The 21,532-nt window shown below is 62.4% G+C and carries 25 protein-coding genes; 21 read left to right on the top strand and 4 right to left on the bottom strand.

The genetic code is table 11. From position 1 onward, the window contains the following. Positions 1-75 precede the first annotated feature (75 nt). A complete protein-coding gene (locus RX328_RS40910) occupies positions 76-570 on the top strand; it encodes a GNAT family N-acetyltransferase (RefSeq protein WP_213256316.1) in 495 nt (164 codons plus the stop codon). 11 nt (positions 571-581) lie between these two features. Here RX328_RS40910 and RX328_RS40905 read toward each other — a convergent pair whose 3' ends face one another. Then, positions 582-968 (bottom strand): winged helix-turn-helix transcriptional regulator, encoded by a 387-nt coding sequence (locus RX328_RS40905; protein ID WP_213256314.1) that lies wholly within the window; start codon positions 966-968, stop codon positions 582-584. Between the two features lie 146 nt (positions 969-1,114). Here RX328_RS40905 and RX328_RS40900 point away from each other — a divergent pair, with 146 nt between their 5' ends. The 3 genes from RX328_RS40900 to RX328_RS40890 are packed head-to-tail and all read left to right on the top strand — an operon-like array spanning position 1,115 to position 2,643. After that, positions 1,115-1,507, top strand: coding sequence for a DoxX family protein (locus tag RX328_RS40900; RefSeq protein ID WP_213256312.1), 393 nt, complete (start codon positions 1,115-1,117; stop codon positions 1,505-1,507). A 10-nt stretch (positions 1,508-1,517) separates the two neighbouring features. Beyond that, the gene (locus RX328_RS40895) at positions 1,518-2,021 is read left to right on the top strand and encodes a hypothetical protein (protein WP_213256310.1); all 504 of its coding nucleotides are present in this window, start codon (positions 1,518-1,520) and stop codon (positions 2,019-2,021) included. Beyond that, positions 1,945-2,643: a TlpA disulfide reductase family protein gene (locus RX328_RS40890; RefSeq protein WP_312018134.1), complete on the top strand. Its 699-nt coding sequence runs from the start codon at positions 1,945-1,947 to the stop codon at positions 2,641-2,643. Before RX328_RS40895 ends, RX328_RS40890 begins: the two co-directional genes overlap by 77 nt. Positions 2,644-2,681: 38 nt before the next feature. On the opposite strand, the gene RX328_RS40885 is transcribed toward RX328_RS40890, so the two are convergent. Further along, on the bottom strand, positions 2,682-3,233 hold the full coding sequence (locus RX328_RS40885; protein ID WP_409410906.1) for an invasion associated locus B family protein: 552 nt from the start codon (positions 3,231-3,233) through the stop codon (positions 2,682-2,684). A 513-nt stretch (positions 3,234-3,746) separates the two neighbouring features. Between RX328_RS40885 and coxB the strand changes: the two genes are divergently transcribed. The 9 genes from coxB (at position 3,747) to RX328_RS40840 (ending at position 11,087) form a co-directional block, all read left to right on the top strand. Further along, complete coding sequence (coxB, locus tag RX328_RS40880) at positions 3,747-4,583, top strand: cytochrome c oxidase subunit II (protein WP_213256306.1); 837 nt, start codon at positions 3,747-3,749, stop codon at positions 4,581-4,583. Positions 4,584-4,667: 84 nt separating this feature from the next. Continuing rightward, positions 4,668-6,287 (top strand): cytochrome c oxidase subunit I, encoded by a 1,620-nt coding sequence (gene ctaD, locus RX328_RS40875; protein WP_213256304.1) that lies wholly within the window; start codon positions 4,668-4,670, stop codon positions 6,285-6,287. 57 nt (positions 6,288-6,344) lie between these two features. Continuing rightward, positions 6,345-7,286, top strand: coding sequence for a heme o synthase (locus RX328_RS40870; protein ID WP_213256302.1), 942 nt, complete (start codon positions 6,345-6,347; stop codon positions 7,284-7,286). 18 nt (positions 7,287-7,304) lie between these two features. Continuing rightward, positions 7,305-7,469 (top strand): hypothetical protein, encoded by a 165-nt coding sequence (locus RX328_RS40865; RefSeq protein WP_028348021.1) that lies wholly within the window; start codon positions 7,305-7,307, stop codon positions 7,467-7,469. A gap of 5 nt (positions 7,470-7,474) precedes the next feature. Next, positions 7,475-8,119, top strand: coding sequence for a cytochrome c oxidase assembly protein (locus RX328_RS40860; RefSeq protein WP_213256300.1), 645 nt, complete (start codon positions 7,475-7,477; stop codon positions 8,117-8,119). A gap of 91 nt (positions 8,120-8,210) precedes the next feature. Further along, on the top strand, positions 8,211-9,101 hold the full coding sequence (locus RX328_RS40855) for a cytochrome c oxidase subunit 3 (protein ID WP_213256298.1): 891 nt from the start codon (positions 8,211-8,213) through the stop codon (positions 9,099-9,101). 257 nt (positions 9,102-9,358) lie between these two features. After that, positions 9,359-9,748 carry a DUF983 domain-containing protein gene (locus RX328_RS40850; protein ID WP_213256296.1) on the top strand — a complete coding sequence of 130 codons (390 nt, stop codon included), beginning with the start codon at positions 9,359-9,361 and terminating at the stop codon, positions 9,746-9,748. Next, complete coding sequence (locus RX328_RS40845) at positions 9,745-10,512, top strand: SURF1 family protein (RefSeq protein ID WP_213256294.1); 768 nt, start codon at positions 9,745-9,747, stop codon at positions 10,510-10,512. Before RX328_RS40850 ends, RX328_RS40845 begins: the two co-directional genes overlap by 4 nt. Before the next feature lie 173 nt (positions 10,513-10,685). Beyond that, a complete protein-coding gene (locus RX328_RS40840; RefSeq protein WP_213256328.1) occupies positions 10,686-11,087 on the top strand; it encodes a nuclear transport factor 2 family protein in 402 nt (133 codons plus the stop codon). A 25-nt stretch (positions 11,088-11,112) separates the two neighbouring features. Here the strand turns inward: RX328_RS40840 and RX328_RS40835 are convergent, their stop codons facing one another. Then, entirely contained in the window at positions 11,113-12,465 is a 1,353-nt protein-coding gene (locus RX328_RS40835; protein WP_213256326.1) for a histidine kinase, read from the bottom strand. Between the two features lie 83 nt (positions 12,466-12,548). Between RX328_RS40835 and RX328_RS40830 the strand changes: the two genes are divergently transcribed. The 3 genes from RX328_RS40830 to RX328_RS40820 all read left to right on the top strand — a co-directional run bounded on the left by RX328_RS40830 (position 12,549) and on the right by RX328_RS40820 (position 14,281). After that, complete coding sequence (locus RX328_RS40830) at positions 12,549-13,193, top strand: response regulator transcription factor (protein ID WP_213256292.1); 645 nt, start codon at positions 12,549-12,551, stop codon at positions 13,191-13,193. A gap of 236 nt (positions 13,194-13,429) precedes the next feature. Beyond that, a complete protein-coding gene (locus RX328_RS40825; RefSeq protein ID WP_213256290.1) occupies positions 13,430-13,930 on the top strand; it encodes a hypothetical protein in 501 nt (166 codons plus the stop codon). Between the two features lie 135 nt (positions 13,931-14,065). Further along, positions 14,066-14,281 carry a hypothetical protein gene (locus RX328_RS40820; protein ID WP_409410908.1) on the top strand — a complete coding sequence of 72 codons (216 nt, stop codon included), beginning with the start codon at positions 14,066-14,068 and terminating at the stop codon, positions 14,279-14,281. Between the two features lie 69 nt (positions 14,282-14,350). Here RX328_RS40820 and RX328_RS40815 read toward each other — a convergent pair whose 3' ends face one another. Continuing rightward, complete coding sequence (locus RX328_RS40815) at positions 14,351-15,244, bottom strand: LysR family transcriptional regulator (RefSeq protein WP_213256286.1); 894 nt, start codon at positions 15,242-15,244, stop codon at positions 14,351-14,353. Between the two features lie 242 nt (positions 15,245-15,486). On the opposite strand from RX328_RS40815, the gene paoA reads away from it, so the two are divergent. The 5 genes from paoA to RX328_RS40790 all read left to right on the top strand — a co-directional run bounded on the left by paoA (position 15,487) and on the right by RX328_RS40790 (position 21,370). Then, complete coding sequence (gene paoA / locus RX328_RS40810) at positions 15,487-16,137, top strand: aldehyde dehydrogenase iron-sulfur subunit PaoA (RefSeq protein WP_213256284.1); 651 nt, start codon at positions 15,487-15,489, stop codon at positions 16,135-16,137. After that, a complete protein-coding gene (locus tag RX328_RS40805) occupies positions 16,134-17,084 on the top strand; it encodes an FAD binding domain-containing protein (RefSeq protein WP_213256282.1) in 951 nt (316 codons plus the stop codon). Before paoA ends, RX328_RS40805 begins: the two co-directional genes overlap by 4 nt. Positions 17,085-17,100: 16 nt before the next feature. Continuing rightward, complete coding sequence (gene paoC, locus RX328_RS40800; RefSeq protein ID WP_213256280.1) at positions 17,101-19,305, top strand: aldehyde oxidoreductase molybdenum-binding subunit PaoC; 2,205 nt, start codon at positions 17,101-17,103, stop codon at positions 19,303-19,305. Between the two features lie 153 nt (positions 19,306-19,458). After that, the gene (locus tag RX328_RS40795; RefSeq protein WP_213256324.1) at positions 19,459-19,854 is read left to right on the top strand and encodes a cupin domain-containing protein; all 396 of its coding nucleotides are present in this window, start codon (positions 19,459-19,461) and stop codon (positions 19,852-19,854) included. A 247-nt stretch (positions 19,855-20,101) separates the two neighbouring features. Beyond that, complete coding sequence (locus tag RX328_RS40790; RefSeq protein WP_213256278.1) at positions 20,102-21,370, top strand: lipoprotein-releasing ABC transporter permease subunit; 1,269 nt, start codon at positions 20,102-20,104, stop codon at positions 21,368-21,370. Positions 21,371-21,532 lie beyond the last annotated feature (162 nt).

Here is a 21,532-nt window from a genome sequence, read left to right as displayed (position 1 = left end):
TGTCGGAGGGGCGCATCCAAGATAGTTGTTTCCGGGCCATTCCGCGAGGGGCGGGATCAACACGTTGCTGAGACGATGGCTGTCGTTCAAATTGTTCCGATCAGGGAAGCCCACATCGAGAGCTTTCATCGCGCCCTCGATTTCGTCGCCAGGGAGCGCCGTTATCTCGCGTTTCTGGAAGCCCCGTCATTCGAATCGACGCGGGCGTTCATTCTCAACAATATCAAGCAAGGTTATCCGCAACTGGTCGCCGTTTCAGACGGCCAGGTGATCGGATGGTGCGATATCGTGCCCAACCCAAGGCCGATTTATTCCCATGTCGGCGTTCTCGGCATCGCGCTGCTGCCGGAATTCCGGCGGCAGGGAATAGGCGGGCGTTTGATGCGTCAGACGCTCGACGCGGCGCGCGACTTTGGACTGCGCCGGGTCGAACTGACGGTTCGGGAAAGCAACGCGGCAGCGATCAGGCTCTACAAGAAATTCGGGTTTGAAATCGAAGGGCTGCAGCGCAACCGCATTCTGGTCGATGGCGGCTACGAAAACCTGGTCCTCATGGGGATGCTGTTTTAGCAGCCTATGCCTTACGGCAACTTGTCATATCCTTTGCCGGCAGCGTTTGCATCGGGCTCCAGCCTGCCATGTGTATTGGCCCATCGGGACAGTTCGTCGAATACCGGCTTCAAGTCCCTCGCCGCCGGTGTCATTTCGTATTCGACGCGCGGCGGCACTTCGGGAAACACGGTGCGTTTCACCAGGCCTTCGTTTTCGAGGTCGCGTAGTTGGGTGGTCAGCATGTGCTGCGTCACATCGGGAATGGCGCGCCGCAATTCGCCGAACCGCCGATTGCCGCCGACAAGCTGCCAGAGAATTTCGCCCTTCCACTTACCGGAGAGCACGCGAAGCGCGCGCTGAAGCTGCGGCGCTGCGGGGCATTCGGACGGCGCGGGCTCATTAGTCTGCTTTTTCATACTACACCAGAAAAATCATCCTACTTGTCAATTTCATCTTAGTACCGAATTTTGGTTTTGAAAGGCCGCGGTCGCCTTAGGCCTTCGACACATTAAGGCCTGGTGCTCGCGGCCGCGGACCGTTTCTCAAACTTTCGGGAGTTTCGATGTCGGACGTTGCTGTGCCTGCCGAGCGCCGTTGGACCTATGTTGCCGTGTGGATTTTCAGAGGATTGCTGGCGCCGGCGTTCCTGGCGGCCGGGGGCGTCAAGCTCTACGGCGTGCCGATGATGGTGGACGAGTTTCACCATATTGGGCTTGGCCAATGGTTTCGCTATTTGACCGGCAGTCTCGAGATCATCGGGGCAATCCTGCTGCTGCTTCCGCGAAAGGCCGGCTTCGGTGCGCTGCTGCTCATCTGCATCATGATCGGCGCGGTGATCACGCATTTGTTCGTCATCGGAGGATCGCCGGTACCGGCAATGGTCCTGCTCGTATTGAACGTGCTCGTCGCCTATTCGAAGCGCGAGGAGATTGCTTCCCTCGCCAGGGCATTTTGAAGCCGCGATAATGCGCCCGTCTTTCCGCCAGGTAATCAAATGGGTCGGGCTGGCGCTGATCTTCATCGTGCCGCTGGTCGTGACGTTGTTGCTGACCGAGCCGGGCTCCGCTGTCTCGAAACCGGAGGCGAAGCGCGCTTCGCCTCCGGTGCATCGGCTGGTGCTGCCGATCAATAGCGACGATCCCACCACGATGCGGGCTTTGATCTCGACGTCGCTCAACTTTCCGAAATACTACCAGGACCGCAACGAACCGTTCATGATCGAGATCGTCGCCTACAATGCCGGCGTTCACATGTTCCGTGTCGACACGTCGCCGGTGAAGGATAAACTGCAGGTGGTAAGGGCGGTGAATCCAAACATCCGCTTCGTGGTCTGCGATGCGACGAAGCAGGGCATGCAGCGCAGCGAGGGCCGCCCGATCACGCTGATCGACAATGTCGATCTGGTGCCGAGCGGGCCTGGACGCATCATCGAATTGCAGGAAGCCGGTTGGTCCTACATCCGGTCATGACAAGCGGACACGCACCATGACGCTACATCGCGGGCTAACACGCCGCACGGTCGTTGTAGGGCTGCTCGGGGCCGGCGCCTCGGTCGCGATGTCGGCTGCGTCCAATCGCGCCCAGGCCGAAGGTCCGCCGCCATTCGCCACCTCCCGGCATCAGTTCATCCAGCTTCGTGGTGCGAGGCCTGTCCCGTCTGTACCGATTCCGCGTCTCTCCGGAGGCGCGATCGATTTGACCTCCTTGAGAGGGAAGGTGGTGCTCGTCAATTTTTGGGCGACCTGGTGTCCGGCCTGCCGGACCGAACTGCCGATGCTGGACAGTCTGGCGGCGAGCGACGTCAGGAATCTCATGGTGATCGCCGTGGCAACGGATCGCGACCGCTCGGTCATTGCACCTTTTGTAAAAGGGCTGAGGCTCCGGCGCCTTGCGATCGGGCTTGATCCGCAAGGACTTGTGGCAAGAGCCGGCGCAAGCGGCCAAGCCGACACGCCGTTTGCGCTCTATGGCATGCCCATTACCTTTTTGATCGGCATCACCGGGCAAGTCGAAGGCTATATCAGCGGTGAAGCAGACTGGCTTTCCATCGAGGCGCGCCGATTGCTTGATTACTACGCCAGTGCCGGTTAGGTCGATCAGCCGGATCTTGCGGAGCTATCGGCTCGCCCTCACGGCAGCTTGTCATATCCCTCGCCGAGCCCGTTCAGGCTGAGCGGAAACCCAATTCCCTCTTCGGGCGTCTCAAAGATAATGAAAGTTGCCGTCTTGGCGCCCCGGAGCTGGCCCAAGAGTTTTTCGTCCATCACCACCTCGGCGACGCAGCCATTCGGCAGGCATCGCACGAACCCGGCCCGTCCAACGTCCTGGTTATCGAGTTTCAGGCCGAGCCCGGAGGGCAGCAGCACGCCAAGGGGGGCGACCACCCGCATCAGCTTGCTCTTCTGGTCGGCGGTTTTCAGCACGATCACGGTCAGGCCGGCGTTGGAGCGGTCCTCGGCGACCACGCTCTGGATCAGCGCGCATTGCTCGCCTTGGGCACCAGGCGGGGTGTCGCAGCGGATCTGCCAGTCGCCATGGACCGACCGCACCGCGCCCTGCGCGCTCGCCGCCTGGGTCAGGCCGAGCAGGAAGGCCACGGCGAGCAGGCCGCCGAGCCAGCGGGCCGGTTCCAAGCGAGATCCTGCCTGATGTCGTCCCGCCCTATGTTTCGAACGCCCCATCCGGGTCGATCCTCTCACGATTTCCGGCAGCGCCGGCAGCACATGTTGTAACTGGACTTACCCGGACTGATACGCAATGACGGCGCCTTGAAGGCGGTCCGAGAGCCTATCCACGCCATCAAGGACCATCCGGCCCAAGCGAATCAGGTCGCTCGGGAGCACCATGACTGTGCCTACATCCGGCAATCGGGCTGTCAAGCGGTGCAGGCCTGCCAAACGGCAGGTTTTGCCTGATTTGTCGGGGAAATCCGACGTCCGGCGAATAGCAGGTGACGCATGGCTTTGCGCACCACTACTGCATTGCGAGAGCCCTGGAATTATGATTTGAGAGGCTGGATTTCGACGCGTTCTAACGATCTGGCCCGGGGTACTGCAGCAATATTGTTGCAGGTACTTTCGAAGGTGTACTTCAAAAGTACCTCCGGTAGGCCGTTTGTGAGGGCGGATCGTGCGGCATTTCCTGCCATCCGGCGGAAATGCTTTGGGGATTATTTCTAAGGGAGCGCGAGCGGCATGAAGATGTCGAAGGGCCTGATGGGCCGTCGGTTGCTGGGGTTGGCGGTAGCGGGCATGGCGCTCGTCTCCGGCGGGACGGCTTTTGGGCAGCAGCCAAAGCCGTGGGAAATCACGCTGCAGGAAGCCGCTACCCCGGTGATGGAAAACATCATCAGCTTCCATAACTTGCTCTTGGTGATCATCACGCTGATCACCCTGTTCGTGCTGGCGCTGCTGGTCATCGTGGTGGTGAAGTTCAACGCCGGGGCCAATCCGGTGCCCTCCCGGACCACCCACCACACCCTGATCGAGGTGGCCTGGACGCTGATCCCGGTGCTGATCCTGGTTGGTATCGCGGTGCCGTCGTTCCGCCTCCTGTTCCAACAGCTCGACATTCCTCGGGCTGACCTGACCGTCAAGGTCACTGGCAAGCAGTGGTATTGGAGCTACGCCTACCCTGATAACGGCAAGTTCGAGTTCGACTCGCTGATGGCTCAGGACAAGCAGCCGCGCCTGCTTGGCGTCGACAACGAGATGGTGGTGCCGGTCAACAAGGTGATCCGGGTCCAGACCACCGGCGCTGACGTGATCCACGCGTTTGCGGTGCCGTCGTTCGGCATCAAGATTGACTCGATCCCCGGCCGTCTCAACGAGACCTGGTTCAAGGCGACCAAGACCGGCATGTATTACGGTCAGTGCTCCGAACTGTGCGGCAAGGACCACGCCTTCATGCCGATCGCGGTCAAGGTGGTGAGCGATCAGGAATTCGCTGACTGGGTTGAGGCGGCGAAGAAGAAATATGCGACCAACCCGGCGAACACCTACGCCTCGGCTGGGGGCCAGGCCGCGCAGTAGGCCGCGGGCCAAGGGACAAGCAAGGGACAAGGGCGACGGGACCTGAAAAGGTCCGCAAAGGGACTGCAAGGCAGGATTACAAAAATGGCAACGACCGCTGCGACACACCACGATCACGCCCATGACGGCCATGCGCATGCCAATCCGACCGGATGGCGGCGCTGGCTCTATTCGACGAACCATAAGGACATCGGCACGATGTACCTTATCTTCGCGATCTTCGCGGGCGTCATCGGGGCTGCGATGTCGATCGCGATCCGCATCGAGCTGATGTATCCCGGCGTCCAGTTCTTCCACGAATCCCACACCTACAATGTGTTCGTGACCTCGCACGGCCTGATCATGATCTTCTTCATGGTGATGCCGGCGATGATCGGCGGCTTCGGCAACTGGTTCGTGCCGCTGATGATCGGCGCGCCCGATATGGCGTTCCCGCGCATGAACAACATCTCGTTCTGGCTGCTGCCGGCTTCCTTCGCGCTGCTGTTGATGTCCACCTTCGTCGAGGGTGAGCCGGGCGCCAACGGTGTCGGCGCGGGCTGGACCATCTACGCACCGCTGTCGACCTCGGGTCATCCGGGACCGGCGGTCGATTTCGCGATCCTGTCGCTGCATCTGGCCGGCGCCTCCTCGATTCTCGGCGCCATCAACTTCATCACCACGATCTTCAACATGCGCGCGCCGGGCATGACCCTGCACAAGATGCCGCTGTTCGTCTGGTCGATCCTGGTGACGGTGTTCCTGCTGTTGTTGTCGCTGCCGGTCCTCGCCGGCGCCATCACCATGCTGCTCACCGACCGTAACTTCGGCACCACCTTCTTCTCCGCCGATGGCGGCGGCGATCCGGTGCTGTTCCAGCATCTGTTCTGGTTCTTCGGCCACCCCGAAGTGTACATCCTGATCCTGCCCGGCTTCGGCATGATCAGCCAGATCGTCTCCACCTTCTCGCGCAAGCCCGTGTTCGGCTATCTCGGCATGGCCTACGCCATGGTCGCGATCGGCGGCATCGGCTTCGTGGTGTGGGCGCACCACATGTACACGGTCGGCATGTCCAGCGCGACGCAGGCCTATTTCGTCGCCGCCACCATGGTGATCGCGGTGCCGACCGGCGTGAAGATCTTCTCCTGGATCGCCACGATGTGGGGCGGCTCGATCGAGTTCAAGACGCCCATGCTGTGGGCGATCGGCTTCATCTTCCTGTTCACGGTCGGCGGCGTCACCGGCGTCGTGCTGGCCAATGCCGGCGTCGACCGCGTGCTGCAGGATACCTATTACGTGGTCGCGCACTTCCACTACGTGCTGTCGCTGGGCGCGGTGTTCGCGATCTTCGCGGGCTGGTACTACTGGTTCCCGAAGATGTCCGGCTACATGTATTCGGAAACTATCGGCAAGCTGCACTTCTGGTTCACCTTCATCGGCGTCAACCTGGTGTTCTTCCCGCAGCACTTCCTCGGCCTGTCGGGCATGCCGCGCCGCTATGTCGACTATCCGGATGCGTTCGCGGGCTGGAACCTGGTGTCCTCGCTCGGCTCCTACGTTTCGGGCTTCGGCGTGCTGATCTTCATCTACGGCGTGGTCGATGCCTTCGTGAAGAAGCAGGCGGCTGCCAACAATCCGTGGGGTGCCGGCGCCACCACGCTGGAGTGGACGCTGACGTCGCCGCCGCCCTTCCACCAGTTCGAAGTGCTGCCGCGCGTTCAGTAAACATTTGTTCGCGGCGCGCTATCGTTGCGCGCCGGCTTTAGTGAAGCGAGATAAATCTTGTCGGTAGTCGACCACAATGCCATCGATGCTCTGCCCCGGGTTTCCGAGGCTGATGTCGGTGATTACCTCGCGCTGCTGAAGCCGCGGGTGATGTCGCTCGTGATCTTCACCGCGCTGGTCGGCCTCTTCATCGCGCCCGGCCACGTCCATCCGGTCATCGCCTTCACCTCGATCCTCTGCATCGCGGTCGGGGCCGGCGCCTCGGGCGCGCTGAACATGGCCTATGAAGGTGACATCGACGCTTTGATGTCGCGCACTGCCAACCGGCCGATTCCGCGGGGACGCATCACGCAGGGCGAGGCCATGGCGTTCGGCCTGATCCTGTCGTTCTTCTCGGTGATGACGCTCGGTACCCTCGTTAACTGGCTCGCCGGCGCGTTGCTGGCGTTCACGATCTTCTTCTACGTGGTGATCTACACCATGTGGCTGAAGCGCTGGACCGCGCAGAACATCGTGATTGGCGGTGCCGCCGGCGCGCTGCCGCCTGTCGTGGCGTGGGCCGCGGCCACCGGCTCGCTGTCGATTGAGCCGCTGCTGCTGTTCCTCATCATCTTCTTCTGGACCCCGCCGCATTTCTGGGCGCTGGCGCTGTTTCGTTCCGACGACTATGCCCGCGCCGGGATTCCGATGCTGCCCGTGGTCGCCGGGCCCGACGCGACGCGGCTGCAGATACTGCTCTACACGGTCGTGCTGGTCGCCATCGCCGCCGCGCCCTGGCCGCTCGGCTATTTCGACGCGGTGTACGGCGTCATTTCGCTGATGCTCGGCGCCGGCATGATGTGGCTTGCGATCGAGGTCTATCGTCACCGCGAAGGCAAGCAGGCGCAGCGCGCCACCCGCCGGCTATTTGCCTTCTCGATCCTCTATCTGTTCGCGCTGTTTGCGACGCTCCTGCTCGAGGTCGTGATTCGCGCCGTCGCAGCTATGGTCGTCGGGTAGGGGGCGCATGGAACGCTTATGGACGACAAGCGCAAGCCAGATGGAATCGTCCTCACCGAGGCGCAGAAGCGAAGCCGCCGTCAGCGCTCGATCGCCATTGCGCTCGCGCTCGGCGTCCTCGTCGTGCTGTTTTTCGCAGTCACCATGGTCAAGGGGCCGGGCGTTCTCGTCCGTCCGTTGTGATTGAGATGCAGAACGAGCCGCAGATCAGCGAGGGCAGGGCGGAAGGCGAGAGGCTTGCCTCGCGCCGTACCCTGACGCGCGATGCGGCCGTTGCCTCGATCTGCGGCTTCGTCGTGGTGCTGATGGTCGGCGCGTCCTATGCCGCCGTGCCCTTCTACGACTGGTTCTGCCGCGCCACCGGCTTCAACGGCACCACGCAGGTCGCGACTTCGGCGCCATCTGACGCGCCGCTGGAGCGCAAGATCGCAGTGCGGTTCGACGCCAATGTCGGTCCCGGACTGCCCTGGAAATTCGAGCCCGAGCAGAACGAGATCGAAGTCCGCATTGGCGAGGTCGTCACCGTCTTTTATACCGTGACCAACCAGGCCGCGCGTGCCACCGCCGGCGTTGCCGCCTACAACGTCGCGCCGCTCACCGTCGGCGCCTATTTCCAGAAGATCAACTGCTTCTGCTTCACCGAACAGACGATGGGCCCCGGCGAGAAGCGCGAGATGCCCGTGGTGTTCTACGTCGATCCGGCGCTGGCGAAAGACAGCGAGAACGACGGACTGAAGACGATTACGCTGTCCTACACCTTCTATCCCGTGCGCGAACCGGCACAGAGGCCGCTCGCGGCCGGCGAAGCCGACAAGCGCAAGGGAAGCCTGTAAGCTCGGAATTCCGTATCTCACGGGATTCGCGATTTGATTGTTGAGACGAATATGTGCCGAAGGGAACGGCACATCTAACGGAGAGACCGCAATGGCTACGGCGCACGCGAAGCACCACGACTACCACCTCGTCGATCCGAGCCCGTGGCCGGTCGTCGGGTCGATCTCGGCCTTCATCATGGCCGTGGGCGCGATCGCCTGGATGCACAAGATGTTTTCCGGTGCTCCAATCGTCTTCGGCGTCGGCACCATTGGCGTGCTCTACACCATGGCGAGTTGGTGGGGCGACGTGATCCGCGAAGCCCAGTACAAGGGCGACCACACCCGCGTGGTGCAGATCAGCCACCGCTACGGCATGATCCTGTTCATCGCCTCCGAGGTGATGTTCTTCGTCGCCTGGTTCTGGGCGTTCTTCAATTCCGCGCTATTTCCTGCGGATGCGGTCCACGCTACCCGCGACGCGGTGTTCGGTTGCGGTCCGGGGACGGCTGCCGGCGCCTGCCCCGTACCGGGCACCTGGCCGCCGAAGGGCATCGAGACCTTCGACCCCTGGCATCTGCCGCTGCTCAACACGCTGTTGCTGCTGACCTCGGGCACGACGGTGACCTGGGCGCACCACGCGCTGCTGGAGAACGACCGCCAAGGGCTCAAATACGGCCTGATTCTCACCGTCGTGCTCGGCGCCTGCTTCACCGCCGTGCAGGCCTATGAATATGCCCACGCCACGTTCTCGTTCTCGGGCAACATCTACGGCGCGACCTTCTTCATGGCGACCGGCTTCCATGGCTTCCACGTGCTGGTCGGCACTGTCTTCCTCTTGGTCTGCCTGTTCCGCGCCTATGCCGGCCACTTCACGCCGAAGCAGCATCTCGGCTTCGAATTCGCGGCCTGGTACTGGCACTTCGTCGACGTGGTGTGGTTGTTCCTGTTCGTCACGATCTACGTCTGGTTCCGCGGTTCGGGACCGGTGGCCGGGCACTGATGCAGGCTTGACGTGCTACAAGGGGGCGGTCGGAAGGACCGCCCCTTTTTCTTTCTTCCTTTCCCCTTGTGGGAGAAGGTGGCATAGGCGGCCGTCAGCCGTCGTACTTAGAAAAGGACGCCGATGCTTTGCATCGGCTATGGACGCGTAGCGGCGGCGAGACGGATGAGGGGTCTGCATCCGCGGAGAGAACCCCTCACCCGCCCTCGCTTCGCGAGTGCACCCTCTCCCACAAGGGGAGAGGGGAAGGACGGAATATGACGCCTGGCCAATCACCCACACTAACCCAGAGCGCACTCCGCGGCCTCGCCTGCCGCTGCCCGCGTTGCGGCAAGGGCAAGCTCTATGCGGGCTTCCTCGACCTGCGCCCGAAATGCCAAGCTTGCGGCCTCGACTACGCCTTCATCGATTCTGGCGACGGCCCTGCGATCTTCATCATCATGCTGGCCGGCGCCATCGTGGTCACCGCCGCCCTGATCGTCGAAATCAAATATCAGCCGCCGTTCTGGCTGCATGCGGCGCTGTGGCTGCCGCTGATCGCAGTGACCACGCTTCTGCCGTTACGCTCGATGAAGTCGCTTCTGATCGCGCTGCAATTCCATCACAAGGCGGCGCCGGGCCGGCTGATCGACCGCGAGCCGAAATGACCGGCCTTTCGTCACGGCGGCGGCCGGTCGCCGGCTTTGCCGTCTTCACGCTGATCATGGTGGCGGTCTTCGCCGGCCTTGGCATTTGGCAATTGCAGCGCCGGGTCGAGAAGCACGCGCTGATCGCCAGGTTGAATGAGCGGCTCGCGGCCGCGCCCGAGGCGCTGCCGGCGCAAACGCAATGGAGTTCGCTAAATCCGGCCAAAGACGAATTCCGCCGCGTCAGCTTCACCGCGGTCTATGCGCGGCTGCCGGACGCGATGGTTTATAGCGCAGGCTCCGCGGTCCGCGACGATGTCTCCGGTCCCGGCACTTGGGCATTCCTGCCAGCGCAACTCGCGGATGGCAGCACCATCGTGGTTAATGCCGGTTTTGTGCAAAACACGATGCAGGACCGCAGCCAGCAGGATCGCGCCACCAGTCGGTTGATCACCGGACAGCCCGCGACGCTCACCGGCTATATCCGTTTTCCCGAGAGCGCCGGCACGCTGACGCCGCCGGAGAGCGCGGCAAAACGGCTTTGGTTCACCCGCGATCATCTCGCTATGGCGCGCGCGCTCGGCTGGGGCGAGGGCGGCAAGATTGTCGCGCCTTTCTATGTCGATCTTGAACAACCGGTGCCCGAAAGCGGCATTCCGAAGCCCGGGCCGCTCTCCGTGCACCTCAAGGACGATCATCTGCAATACGCCATCACCTGGTTCACGCTGGCCTTTGCAGTTGTCATCGCCTTCGGTGTGTGGTGGCGCGCGCAGCGTCGAGCCTGAGACCCGTATTCGTCCGGACTAGCCTAATGGAACCTTTGTTCCGCACAATCATTCAGGTACCACGGTGAGTTCCGGAAATAGGCTGTTCAGTGTCCATTCACGACGATCGCCATACTCCGTCACCCGCGTCAGTACTCGGGACAAGGTATGACAACGTGGATGGGATCGCGGAATTGGCTGATGATTTCGATCCGGTAGCACTGGTGGTCGATTGGCTGGACGCGTGTCGCAATCGCGACCTCGTGACATTGCTCGACCTCTATGCTGACGACGCGATGGCCGAATGCCGGTGCGGCGAGGTGAAGCTCAGTGAAGGTCGCGCCGAACTCGAATCCTATTGGCGGCCGCGCCTCGATGCGCTCGCACCGACCGCATTCGGACTGGAGGAAATCACGCCGACCACTGATGGCGTCGTGCTCGATTATCTCAGCCACGAAGGCCAGCCGGTGCGCATCGCCTTCAGCTTCACGCGTGATGGAAAAATTCGGGCGACACATTGCATGCCGGTGGCGGAGTTGCAGGAGCGCGCCGCCGACGAGCTACTGGTTCCTTCACATGCATTGAGGCCGGACTAAAGCAGGCCAGATGGAGCAACTCCCGTCAGGCTTGCTTTGCGGCTTGCGCGTGTGAGGCCGATTCCCCCGCCGGAAGCCGGCAACGAACGCGGGTGCGCCCCGCCTCGCGCAACAACTCAAGCGTCCCGCTCAGCGCTCGAACGCGCTCCAGCATTCCCGTCAATCCGCGGCCGAATACCCGATCCGCCGGAAAGCCGATGCCGTCATCGGACACTTCCACGATCACTTCGCGCTCCTTGGTGCCCGCCGCGACATGCATCGATGTCGCTTTGGCATGGCGGAGCACATTTGTCACCGCCTCCTGGATCACCCGATAGATCGTCTGCGACAGCAGGCCATCGACCTCGTTCAATGCCGCGTCGATCTGTGACGTCACTTTGAGATCAGGTGATTGCGCCTTCGCATTGCGCAGCAGTGTCTGGATGCTCTTCTCCAGGCCGAGCTCCTGAATGTAGAGCGGCCGCAGGCGGTCGAGGATGCGGCGGTTTGCCTGCTGCAATGTTTCGACCGACTGCAAAATGCCATCGGCAGCGCTCCTCAACTCCGCATTAGCGGACGGGATCGTCTCCAAGAGCGCCACCGTGTTGGCGCGAATCCCGAACAGCAATGGCCCGAGCTCATCATGGAGCTCGCGCGCCATGTCCTGCCGCTCGTCATCCTGCAGCGACACGATCCGGCGCAGCAGGCTACGGTTATCCTGGCTGAGGCGATTGAGGGTGCGGGCGAGTTCGTTGGCTTCCTGCGCGCTCCTGCGGATCTCGGGCGGACCGGCAGGGGAAATTAGCTGTTCGTAATTCCCCGTTCGCATGCGGGTCAGGCCGTCGCCCAGATTCTGCAGCGGTACCAATGCGGAACGCGCGGTGAAGTGGGCAATTGCCCCCGTCAGCAGCATCAGGACAATTCCGGAACAGGTCATCGCCAGAAATCCGATCCACTTTTCGTAGATGTCGGCGGACATGTCCGGCGCAAATATGATATCGCCGACCTGCTTCCCCTCGACCATCACGGGGAAGGCTGTCCCGAATTCGGGGATGGCGAGGAGGTGGACGAACCATTCAGGCACCGTTCCCAGGGGAGTCTGCACCTCGGGAGGGTGAACATCGAGGTCGGTCCCGAGGCGCCGAAACCGGATCGTTTCCGACGTTCCCAGCGATTGCACGAACGCATCGAGGGTTGCTTGCGGATTGGCTGAGGCTTGAAGTGCAGCATTGAGCGCCGCCGCGACCGTTCTGGCCGAGCGAGACCCTGGCGCGGCTTCCTCCACAAGGTGCGCAGAGGCAAAGATCTGGAGCGAAACGGCGCCGGCCAGCAGGGCGGCCACGAACATCAGGCCGAGCGGCAGTAACAGCCGCGTTCTAAGAGAAAGCCTTTCCCACATTTGCACTATTCTAGTTCCCGCAACCCAAGATTTCTCTTTTCAAATGCTGGCAACCGCTTATTTATCCCGAAAGGGGAAGGATGATGCAAAATTCCGCCAGATCGGCAACGAAGGTATTGATCGTCGACGACCATCCGGTGGTCCTGTCCGGTTGCCGGTCGCTGTTCGCCTCGGACAATTCCGTCAAGATCGAGGAGGCCACCGACGCCAAGTCCGGCCACCGCGCCTACATTGCCAGAAAGCCCGACGTCACGGTAATCGACATCAAGCTTCCCGACGTTTCCGGTTTCGAGCTGATGCGGCGCATCCGCAAGGACGATCCGGGCGCGAGGATCATCATGTTTAGCATGAATGACGATCCGGCGTTCGTCGTTCGCGCCATCGAGATGGGCGCGCAGGGCTATGTTTCGAAGGGTGACGATCCCCGGATGCTGGTGCGGGCCGTCCGCAAGGTGGCCGCCGGCGAGAATTTCATTTCACCGCAACTGGCGGAGGCGGTGACGTTCTCGGGAGCTTCGATCAAGGCCAATCCGGCGTCGCTGATGACGCCGCGCGAGCTGGAAATCCTGCGGCTGTTGGGCCGTGGCGACAAGATTGTCGAGGTCGCCGACGCGCTGGAGATTTCTTACAAGACGGTGGCCAACACTACGTCACTGCTCAAGCAGAAGCTCGGCGCCAAGAACCATTCGGACTTGATCCGGATCGCGGTCGAGATGGGGCTCGGCTGAACGCCGTCTGCCGTTTGATCCCCGCTGAACCGGTCGCGCCGGATGGCGCGACCCGTTCGCGCCGCTGCAATTCGCGCATCGCCCGGGCAATGGGATGACGACAAGCGAATCCAGCGAAGCCTTACCAGCGGTGATGCCGGCGATGGTGGCGCCACTTGTGATGACCGCGACCCCTGTACCATCCGTAATGATGACCGCGTCCGCGGTGTCCGCGACCATGGTGGCCGTGACCGCGCTTGACCTGGATCACCGCGCCGTCCTGCGCGGCAAGGGGCGCGATGCCCAATCTGGCGGAAGCGGACAGGGTCATTGCCAGCGAGGCAATCAATGCCGCGCCAATCAGAACGGTACGTCTCATGTTTGGGGGGTCCTCCCGATCGCTTGATCGCGATACCCAACACAAGTTCCCGATCATCGATTTTGTTCCGCGGCGACCAAGCAAGAAGATGAAGCGAACAGTCTGCCGCCGGTTGACGGGAAAAATTGGCAAAGTAACCTTGCGGAGCATTTGCAAGGAGAGCTGGATGAACAGCCCGGATATCGCAGAAGCCGCCTTTGCACGGGCCTGGAGCGTCTACCTGCTGATCCACAGCGGTATCGACGAGAACGACGTACGCCGCGCCAGTCTCCAGCGTTTTATTCAACAGCGCTGCATGGCGGGCGAGACCGACACGGAGCTACTGGCGGTCGAGGGGCTCAAATATCTCAAAAGCCTGGAAGGGCTCCAGGACGACTAGTTTGCAGATCAGTTCGCCGCCGCCTCACCGACGGCGCATCCTCTCGGACGGGAAAAACTGGAACATTCGATTATCTCAGGAGTTGCCGGTTGCATCATTGGGAAACCGGAGGAGGACACCTTGAGGAAGTTTCTGATGATCGGGACGCTGGCCTTTGCCGCTTCGGCCGTCGCCGGGCCGGCGCTTGCTGCCGAATTTTATGTCGTTCGCGACGCCACCACCAAGAAATGCACGGTGGTCGATACCAAGCCGACCACGACGACGACCACCATCGTCGACAACGGCGTCTTCAAGACCAAGACCGAGGCCGAAACCAGCATGAAAACCATGAAGGTCTGCACAAGTCAGTGACGGAGACCCTTCCAGGAGAGAGGGCCGCAGGTTCGCCTGCGGCCCTTTTTGTTGGCCCGGCAACAAGCATCAGCGCCGGTAACGCAGCGCCTCGACCAGCACGGCAAAGGCGGGTGTGAGCTGACGGCGGCTCGGATAGTAGAGGTGATAGCCGGAAAATGGCGGACACCAGTCGGCGAGCACGCGGATCAGGCGACCATCGGCGAGGTACGGCTGCGCCTGGTCTTCCGGCAGATAGGCAAGGCCGAGCCCGGCCAGCACCGCGCTCATCCGCAGCGCCAGATTGTTGAACACCAACTGGCCGTCGACTCGGACCCTCAGTCCGCGCCCGCGCTTCTCGAATTCCCACGCGTAGATACCGCCATGGGTCGGCAACCGGATATTGATGCAGCTATGCGCGGTCAGATCCTGGGGCTTGGCGGGCTTGGGATGTCCAGCAAAGTAGGAGGGCGCTCCGACCACCGCCATGCTGAAGTCCGGTCCGATGCGCACCGCGATCATGTCCTTTGCCACCTGCTCGCCGAGGCGAACGCCGGCGTCGTAGCGCTCCGCGACGATGTCGGTGAGGCCATACTCGATGGTGATCTCCACCTTGATGTCGGGATAGCGCGGCAGCAGCTTTGCCAGCGCCGGCCAGAGGATTGCGCTCGCCGAGTGTTCGGCCGCGGTGATGCGAATTGTGCCGGCCGGCTTGTCGCGCAGTTCCGTTAGGGCGGACATTTCCGCATCGATCTCTTCCAGCCGCGGGCCGACCGTTCGCAACAGCCGCTCGCCGGCCTCCGTCGGCGCGACGCTACGCGTGGTGCGGGTCAACAGCCGCAATCCGAGCCGCTCCTCTAATCCGCGCAGCGTATGGCTGAGCGCAGGCTGTGAAACCCCGAGCTGCGCCGCCGCCCGGGTGAAGCTTCTTTCGCGCGCCACCGCAAGGAACGCGGTGAGATCGCTGATGTTTTGCCGCGCCATTCATGAATCCAGTTCATAGGTGCAAGTTAATTCTACCATCTAATAGGGCGCGCTCGCAGCCGCTAGATGTTGGGCTCGGCCGCGCTCGCACCGGCCATCGCGCTCTATCAAACGTGAACGCCGGCTAGGAACAGCCGGAACGCGGCGCAGTTACAGGAGCGCAGCCGGATATTGCGGGCATCGGTAAAGACCGCGCCCTATCTCGAACGTAATCCGCGCGAAAAGCACAACGGGAACACGACATGAAAAGTCCGAGCGACTTCGAATTATCGCGGCGTAAACTGTTGGCGGGAAGCGCCGCATCAATGGCGCTGACTGCGGCGCCATCCATCCTCAATGCCCAGGCGCCTGCTGTGGAGGCTGCCGTCGCTGAAGTCTCTGCCGTACGGAAAGTCTCCTTCACCGTGAACGGAACGGCGCGCGGCCTCACGCTCGACCCGAGAACCACGCTGCTCGACGCGCTGCGCGAGCACCTGCATCTCACCGGCACCAAGAAGGGTTGCGATCACGGCCAGTGCGGCGCCTGCACCGTCATCGTTGGCGGAAGGCGGATCAATTCCTGCATGACGCTCGCCGTGATGCATGAGGGCGAGCGCATCACGACCATCGAGGGGCTCGGCACGCCCGAGAATATGCACCCGATGCAGGCCGCTTTCGTCAAGCATGACGGTTACCAATGCGGCTATTGCACGCCGGGACAAATTTGTTCGGCCGTCGCAGTGCTCGACGAGATCAAGGCCGGCATCCCGAGCCACGTCAGCACCGACCTGAACGCGCCGCCGCAACTCAGTAATGCCGAGCTCCGCGAGCGCATGAGCGGCAATATCTGCCGTTGCGGCGCCTATTCCAACATCGCCGAGGCAATATCGGAAGTCGCCGGGAGGCCCGCATGAGATCATTCACCTACGAACGCGCCCGCACGCCGGCTGAGGCTGCCGCTTCCGCGATGCGCAAGCCGGATGCCAAATTCATCGCGGGTGGCACCAATCTCCTTGACCTGATGAAACTCGAGATCGAGACGCCGGCTCATCTGATCGACGTCAACGGCCTTGCACTCGACAAGATCGAATCGACGCAAGAGGGCGGACTACGCATCGGCGCGCTTGTGCGCAACACCGATCTCGCCGCAGACGCGCGCGTACGGCGCGACTACGGCGTATTGTCGCGCGCGCTGCTCGCCGGCGCCTCGGGGCAATTGCGCAACATGGCGACCACCGGAGGCAATCTGCTGCAGCGAACGCGCTGCCCTTACTTCTATGACACCAACCAGTCCTGCAATAAACGGAAGCCCGGCAGCGGCTGTGCGGCGATTGGCGGCTTTAGCCGCCAGCATGCTGTCGTAGGCGCAAGCGAAGCCTGCATCGCGACCCATCCGAGCGACATGGCGGTAGCAATGCGTGCGCTCGATGCCACCATCGAAACCGTGCGGCCCGACGGTGCGAGGCGAGCGATCCCGATTGCCGAATTTTACCGTCTGCCCGGCGATACGCCGCATATCGAGACGACGTTGATGCCGGGCGAATTGATCACGGCGGTGACGCTGCCAAAACCCGTCGGCGGCAAACAGATCTACCGCAAGGTGCGCGACCGCGCCTCCTACGCCTTCGCGCTGGTGTCGGTGGCTGCGATCGTGCAGGGCGACGGAACCGGGCGTATTGCGCTCGGCGGCGTCGCGCACAAGCCATGGCGTGTCGAGGCGGCCGAGGCCCAGATGCCGCGTGGCGCCAAGGCGGTCGCCGCACAGTTGCTCGCCGGCGCCAGGCCGACGCGGGAGAATGCATTCAAGTTGGCGCTGGCGGAACGCACGTTGGGCGCCGTGCTGGCTGAAGCGAAAGGTTGATCCGAAAGGTTGATCCATGAGATTCGAAACCCCTGCCACAATCAATCCGATCGACCAGCTCAAGGTGGTCGGTAAGCCCGCCGATCGCATCGATGGTCCGCTCAAGGCCACCGGCCGCGCCCCTTACGCGTATGAGCGCCACGATGTCGTTTCGAATCCGGCCTATGGCTACGTGGTCGGTTCGGCGATCGCAAAGGGACGGATCGCCCGGATTGACCTCGCTGCGGCCAAGGCCGCGCCCGGTGTGCGCGCGATCGTTACGGCCGACAATGCCGGCAAGCTCGACAAGGGTGAGCGCAACACGGCGAGGCTGCTTGGCGGCCCCGAGATCGAACATTATCACCAGGCGATCGCGGTTGTGGTCGCAGACACTTTCGAGCAGGCACGCGCCGCTGCGGAGCTTGTCCACGTCGATTATGTCAAGGCGGAGGGCGCGTTTGATCTTGAAGCGGTCAAGGACACGGGTAAGCCCCAAGCCCTGTTCGGCGGTCCTGCCGATACCTCGGTTGGTGATTTTGACCGCGCATTCACGGCAGCGCCGGTTCAACTCGACGCCACCTACACCACGCCCGATCAGGCGCATGCGATGATGGAGCCGCATGCCTCGATCGCCGCCTGGAACGGCGACAAGCTCACGCTTTGGACCTCGAACCAGATGATCGCCTGGGGAGTGGGCGATGTCGCGAAGACGCTCGGCATTTCCAAGGAGAATGTTCGGCTGGTCTCGCCTTTCGTCGGCGGCGGCTTCGGCGGCAAACTATTCGTGCGTTCGGATGCCTTGCTTGCGGCGCTCGGCGCGCGCGCAGCCGGCCGGCCGGTAAAGTTGGCGCTGCAGCGTCCGCTGATGTTCAACAATACGACGCACCGTCCGGCGACGATCCAGCGCATTCGTATCGGCGCGACCCGCGACGGCAAGATTACGGCGATCGGACATGAGGAGTGGTCCGGCAATCTGCCCGGCGGCAGGCCCGAGGGCGCGGTCAGCCAGACGCGGCTGCTATATGCCGGGGCGAACCGCATGACCGCAACCCGCTTGGCGGCGCTCGACCTCGCCGAAGGCAACGCGATGCGCGCGCCGGGCGAGGCTTCGGGCATGATGGCGCTGGAGATCGCCATCGACGAAATGGCCGAGAAGCTCGGGATTGATCCGATCGAGTTTCGTATCCTCAACGATACCCAGATCGATCCGGAACGGCCGACGCGGCCATTCTCGCAACGTCAACTCACCGAATGCTTCCGCACCGGCGCTGAGCGGTTCGGCTGGAGCAAGCGTAATCCGCAACCGGGCCGGGTCCGTGACGGACGCTGGATGATCGGCATCGGCACCGCCGCTGCGTTCCGCAACAATTTGGTGGTGAAGTCAGCCGCGCGCGTGCGGCTCGACAACAACGGCACGGTGACGGTCGAGACCGACATGACCGACATCGGTACCGGCAGCTACACCATCATCGCGCAGACCGCGGCCGAAATGATGGGCGTCCCGCTGGAGAAGGTGGTGGTACGTCTCGGCGATTCGACCTTCCCGGTCTCGTCAGGCTCCGGCGGGCAATTTGGCGGCAACAGTTCGACCGCAGGCGTCTATGCGGCGTGCGTCAAGCTGCGAGAAGCAATCGTCCAGAAACTCGGCTTCAATTCAGCGGAGGCCGAGTTCGCTGATGGCGAGGTGCGCGCGGGCAATCGCCGCGTGCCGTTAGTGCAAGCTGCGGCAGATGGTGGGCTCACAGCCGAAGACGGAGTTGAATTCGGCGACCTCGACAAGAAGTACCAGCAATCGACCTTCGGCGCGCATTTCGTCGAAGTCGGCGTCGATGTTGCGACCGCTGAGATCCGCGTGCGCCGCATGCTCGCAGTGTGCGCGGCGGGCCGAATCCTCAATCCGAAAACTGCGCGCAGCCAGGTGATCGGGGCGATGACCATGGGCGTGGGTGCGGCGCTGATGGAAGAACTCGTGGTCGACAAGCGCGCCGGCTTTTTCGTCAACCATGACCTCGCCGGCTACGAGGTGCCGGTTCACGCCGACATTCCGCATCAGGACATGATCTTCCTCGACGAGACCGACCCGATGTCCTCGCCGATGAAGGCCAAGGGTGTCGCCGAGCTCGGCATCTGCGGCGTGGCGGCGGCGATCGCCAACGCAATCTACAACGCCACCGGCGTCCGCGTGCGCGACTATCCGATCACGCTAGACAAGCTTCTGGAGCAGCTACCGGACGTCGGCTGAGCCGTAACGCGGCGCAACCGTTTCGAAGCTCGACGCAAGCACGAAGGGGAAAGCGTCATGATCACGCGACGACGCCTGCTCGCCACCACCGGCCTCGCGGTGCTGGCAGCAGGAACAACGCCGGCTGTCCCGGCTAATGCAAGGAACGGAACGATGGAAATCAAGCGAAGCGGTTCACAGCCGTCCGGCAAAGGACCTGCGGAATATTTCACCGGCAGCGTGCGCGTCGATCCGCTGATGCAGGCGCCCGATCCGGCGCGTGTCGCCGGTGCGCACGTCACATTCGAGCCCGGTGCGCGCACGGCATGGCACACCCATCCGCTCGGTCAGACCCTGATCGTCACCTCGGGGCGCGGCTGGGTGCAGGTCTGGGGCGGACGTGTCGAGGAAATCCACCCGGGCGACGTCATCTGGTTTCCGCCCGGCGAGAAACACTGGCATGGCGCGACGCCGACCACGGCGATGACCCATATCGCCATCCAGGAGCGGCTCGACGGCAAGACCGTCGACTGGATGGAAAAGGTCAGCGACGAACAATACCGGACTTGATTTTGAGAGCTTGACGGAAAATGTAGCCAGCATCTTCAGGCTCTTTGCTGACTGTATGAAAGCGAGTCGCGTTTTCGTCATGGCCAGGCTCCTCCCGGCGCTCCAATTCTTCTTGCTTTGTTGAGACACCGTTTGTCGTTCACAGCCCGCGGCGCCCTGATCTGGCGTGGCAGGAATATGGCGGTGAACGAGGATCATTCTTCAAAGCTAGGCGCCAATCGTTCCAAAAACGCGCTATGAATTAACCATGGAGAATCCGCGCCCCCTGCCGTTCTCGGCATTCGAATGGCTGCTGTCCGGGCGGTATCTGCGGGCGCGTCGCAAGGAAGGCTTCATTTCCGTTATCGCCGGTTTTTCCTTCCTCGGCATCATGCTCGGCGTTGCGACGCTGATTATCGTGATGGCGGTCATGAACGGCTTCCGCAAGGAACTGGTGGACAAGATCGTCGGCCTGAACGGCCATCTTCTGGTGCAACCGCTTGAGGCGCCGCTGACGGATTGGGAGGACGTCACCGAACGCATCAGTCGGGTTCCAGGCATACGGCTCGCCGCTCCCGTGGTGGACGCTCCGGCCCTGGCATCATCGGCGCACAACGCCTCCGGCGTGCTCGTTCGCGGCATCCGCTCCGACGATCTCAACAAGTTGGCCGCGATCGCCGGCAATATCCAGCAGGGCTCACTGGATGAATTCAACGAGGGGCGGGGGGTCGCCATCGGGCGCAGGCTTGCCGATCAATTGTCGCTGCGTGCCGGCGACAATATCACGCTGGTCGCGGCAGATGGCGCAGTGAGGTCGAAGGGCACGACGGCGCATATCAAGCCGTACAAGGTTGCGGCGGTGTTCAGCATCGACATGTCGGAATATGATTCCGTCATGGTTTTTCTGCCGCTCGCCGAGGCGCAGGCCTATTTCAACCGTGCAAACGACGTGAGCGCCATCGAAATTTTTATCGACGGCAGCCCTGACCGGGTCGACAGCTTCCGAAGACCGGTAGCTGACGCCGCGGGGCGGCCGGTGTTCCTCGTCGACTGGCGGCGGCGCACCTCGGCCTTCTTCGCCGCACTTCAGGTCGAGCGCAATGTCATGTTCCTGATCCTGACCTTGATCGTGCTGGTTGCCGCGCTGAACATCGTATCGGGCCTGATCATGCTGGTGAAGGACAAGGGCAGCGACATCGCCATTCTGCGCACCGTGGGCGCATCGCGAGGGGCAATCATGCGTATATTCCTGATCGCAGGTGGTGCGATCGGCGTGCTCGGCACGGTGACCGGACTGCTCGTCGGCATGCTGATTTGCCTGAATATCGAAACGATCCGGCAATTCCTGTCCTGGCTCACCAATACCGAGCTGTTTCCGCCAAAACTCTACTTCTTGTCAAAACTGCCGGCGGAGATCGATTTTGCCGAAACCGCCGCCGTCGTGGTCATGGCATTGACGCTGTCATTGCTCGCGACGCTCTATCCATCCTGGCGCGCCGCGCGGCTCGATCCGGTCGATGTGCTTCGATATGGGTGACGGCACGCTGGCCTTAGCGTTGCTCTCGCTCCGCAGAGGCTGCGGCAAGATCCGAACCCGGCTGTCGTCGCCCGCGAAGGCGGGTGACCCAGTATCCCAGAGGCGCTGGTACTGAATCGAGAGGCCGCGGCGTACTGGATCCCCCGCCTTCGCGGGGGATGA

The sequence above is a fragment of the Bradyrhizobium sp. sBnM-33 genome (genome assembly GCF_032917945.1).
In the GTDB taxonomy this organism is placed as follows: Bacteria; Pseudomonadota; Alphaproteobacteria; order Rhizobiales; family Xanthobacteraceae; genus Bradyrhizobium.
This window is presented reverse-complemented; position numbering and strand designations above follow the sequence as displayed.

What these genes read in the sequence shown, in the direction of transcription:
- RX328_RS40790 (WP_213256278.1), top strand. Translation starts at nt 20,102, where the DNA reads ATGGAGAATCCGCGCCCCCTGCCGTTCTCGGCATTCGAATGGCTGCTG.
- ctaD (WP_213256304.1), top strand. Translation starts at nt 4,668, where the DNA reads ATGGCAACGACCGCTGCGACACACCACGATCACGCCCATGACGGCCAT.
- RX328_RS40910 (WP_213256316.1), top strand. Translation starts at nt 76, where the DNA reads ATGGCTGTCGTTCAAATTGTTCCGATCAGGGAAGCCCACATCGAGAGC.
- RX328_RS40830 (WP_213256292.1), top strand. Translation starts at nt 12,549, where the DNA reads ATGCAAAATTCCGCCAGATCGGCAACGAAGGTATTGATCGTCGACGAC.
- paoA (WP_213256284.1), top strand. Translation starts at nt 15,487, where the DNA reads ATGAAAAGTCCGAGCGACTTCGAATTATCGCGGCGTAAACTGTTGGCG.
- RX328_RS40820 (WP_409410908.1), top strand. Translation starts at nt 14,066, where the DNA reads ATGATCGGGACGCTGGCCTTTGCCGCTTCGGCCGTCGCCGGGCCGGCG.
- RX328_RS40885 (WP_409410906.1), bottom strand. Translation starts at nt 3,233, where the DNA reads ATGGGGCGTTCGAAACATAGGGCGGGACGACATCAGGCAGGATCTCGC.
- paoC (WP_213256280.1), top strand. Translation starts at nt 17,101, where the DNA reads ATGAGATTCGAAACCCCTGCCACAATCAATCCGATCGACCAGCTCAAG.
- RX328_RS40795 (WP_213256324.1), top strand. Translation starts at nt 19,459, where the DNA reads ATGGAAATCAAGCGAAGCGGTTCACAGCCGTCCGGCAAAGGACCTGCG.
- RX328_RS40905 (WP_213256314.1), bottom strand. Translation starts at nt 968, where the DNA reads ATGAAAAAGCAGACTAATGAGCCCGCGCCGTCCGAATGCCCCGCAGCG.
- RX328_RS40890 (WP_312018134.1), top strand. Translation starts at nt 1,945, where the DNA reads ATGTCGATCTGGTGCCGAGCGGGCCTGGACGCATCATCGAATTGCAGG.
- RX328_RS40895 (WP_213256310.1), top strand. Translation starts at nt 1,518, where the DNA reads ATGCGCCCGTCTTTCCGCCAGGTAATCAAATGGGTCGGGCTGGCGCTG.
- RX328_RS40835 (WP_213256326.1), bottom strand. Translation starts at nt 12,465, where the DNA reads ATGTGGGAAAGGCTTTCTCTTAGAACGCGGCTGTTACTGCCGCTCGGC.
- coxB (WP_213256306.1), top strand. Translation starts at nt 3,747, where the DNA reads ATGAAGATGTCGAAGGGCCTGATGGGCCGTCGGTTGCTGGGGTTGGCG.
- RX328_RS40815 (WP_213256286.1), bottom strand. Translation starts at nt 15,244, where the DNA reads ATGGCGCGGCAAAACATCAGCGATCTCACCGCGTTCCTTGCGGTGGCG.
- RX328_RS40865 (WP_028348021.1), top strand. Translation starts at nt 7,305, where the DNA reads ATGGACGACAAGCGCAAGCCAGATGGAATCGTCCTCACCGAGGCGCAG.
- RX328_RS40900 (WP_213256312.1), top strand. Translation starts at nt 1,115, where the DNA reads ATGTCGGACGTTGCTGTGCCTGCCGAGCGCCGTTGGACCTATGTTGCC.
- RX328_RS40805 (WP_213256282.1), top strand. Translation starts at nt 16,134, where the DNA reads ATGAGATCATTCACCTACGAACGCGCCCGCACGCCGGCTGAGGCTGCC.
- RX328_RS40855 (WP_213256298.1), top strand. Translation starts at nt 8,211, where the DNA reads ATGGCTACGGCGCACGCGAAGCACCACGACTACCACCTCGTCGATCCG.
- RX328_RS40845 (WP_213256294.1), top strand. Translation starts at nt 9,745, where the DNA reads ATGACCGGCCTTTCGTCACGGCGGCGGCCGGTCGCCGGCTTTGCCGTC.
- RX328_RS40860 (WP_213256300.1), top strand. Translation starts at nt 7,475, where the DNA reads ATGCAGAACGAGCCGCAGATCAGCGAGGGCAGGGCGGAAGGCGAGAGG.
- RX328_RS40850 (WP_213256296.1), top strand. Translation starts at nt 9,359, where the DNA reads ATGACGCCTGGCCAATCACCCACACTAACCCAGAGCGCACTCCGCGGC.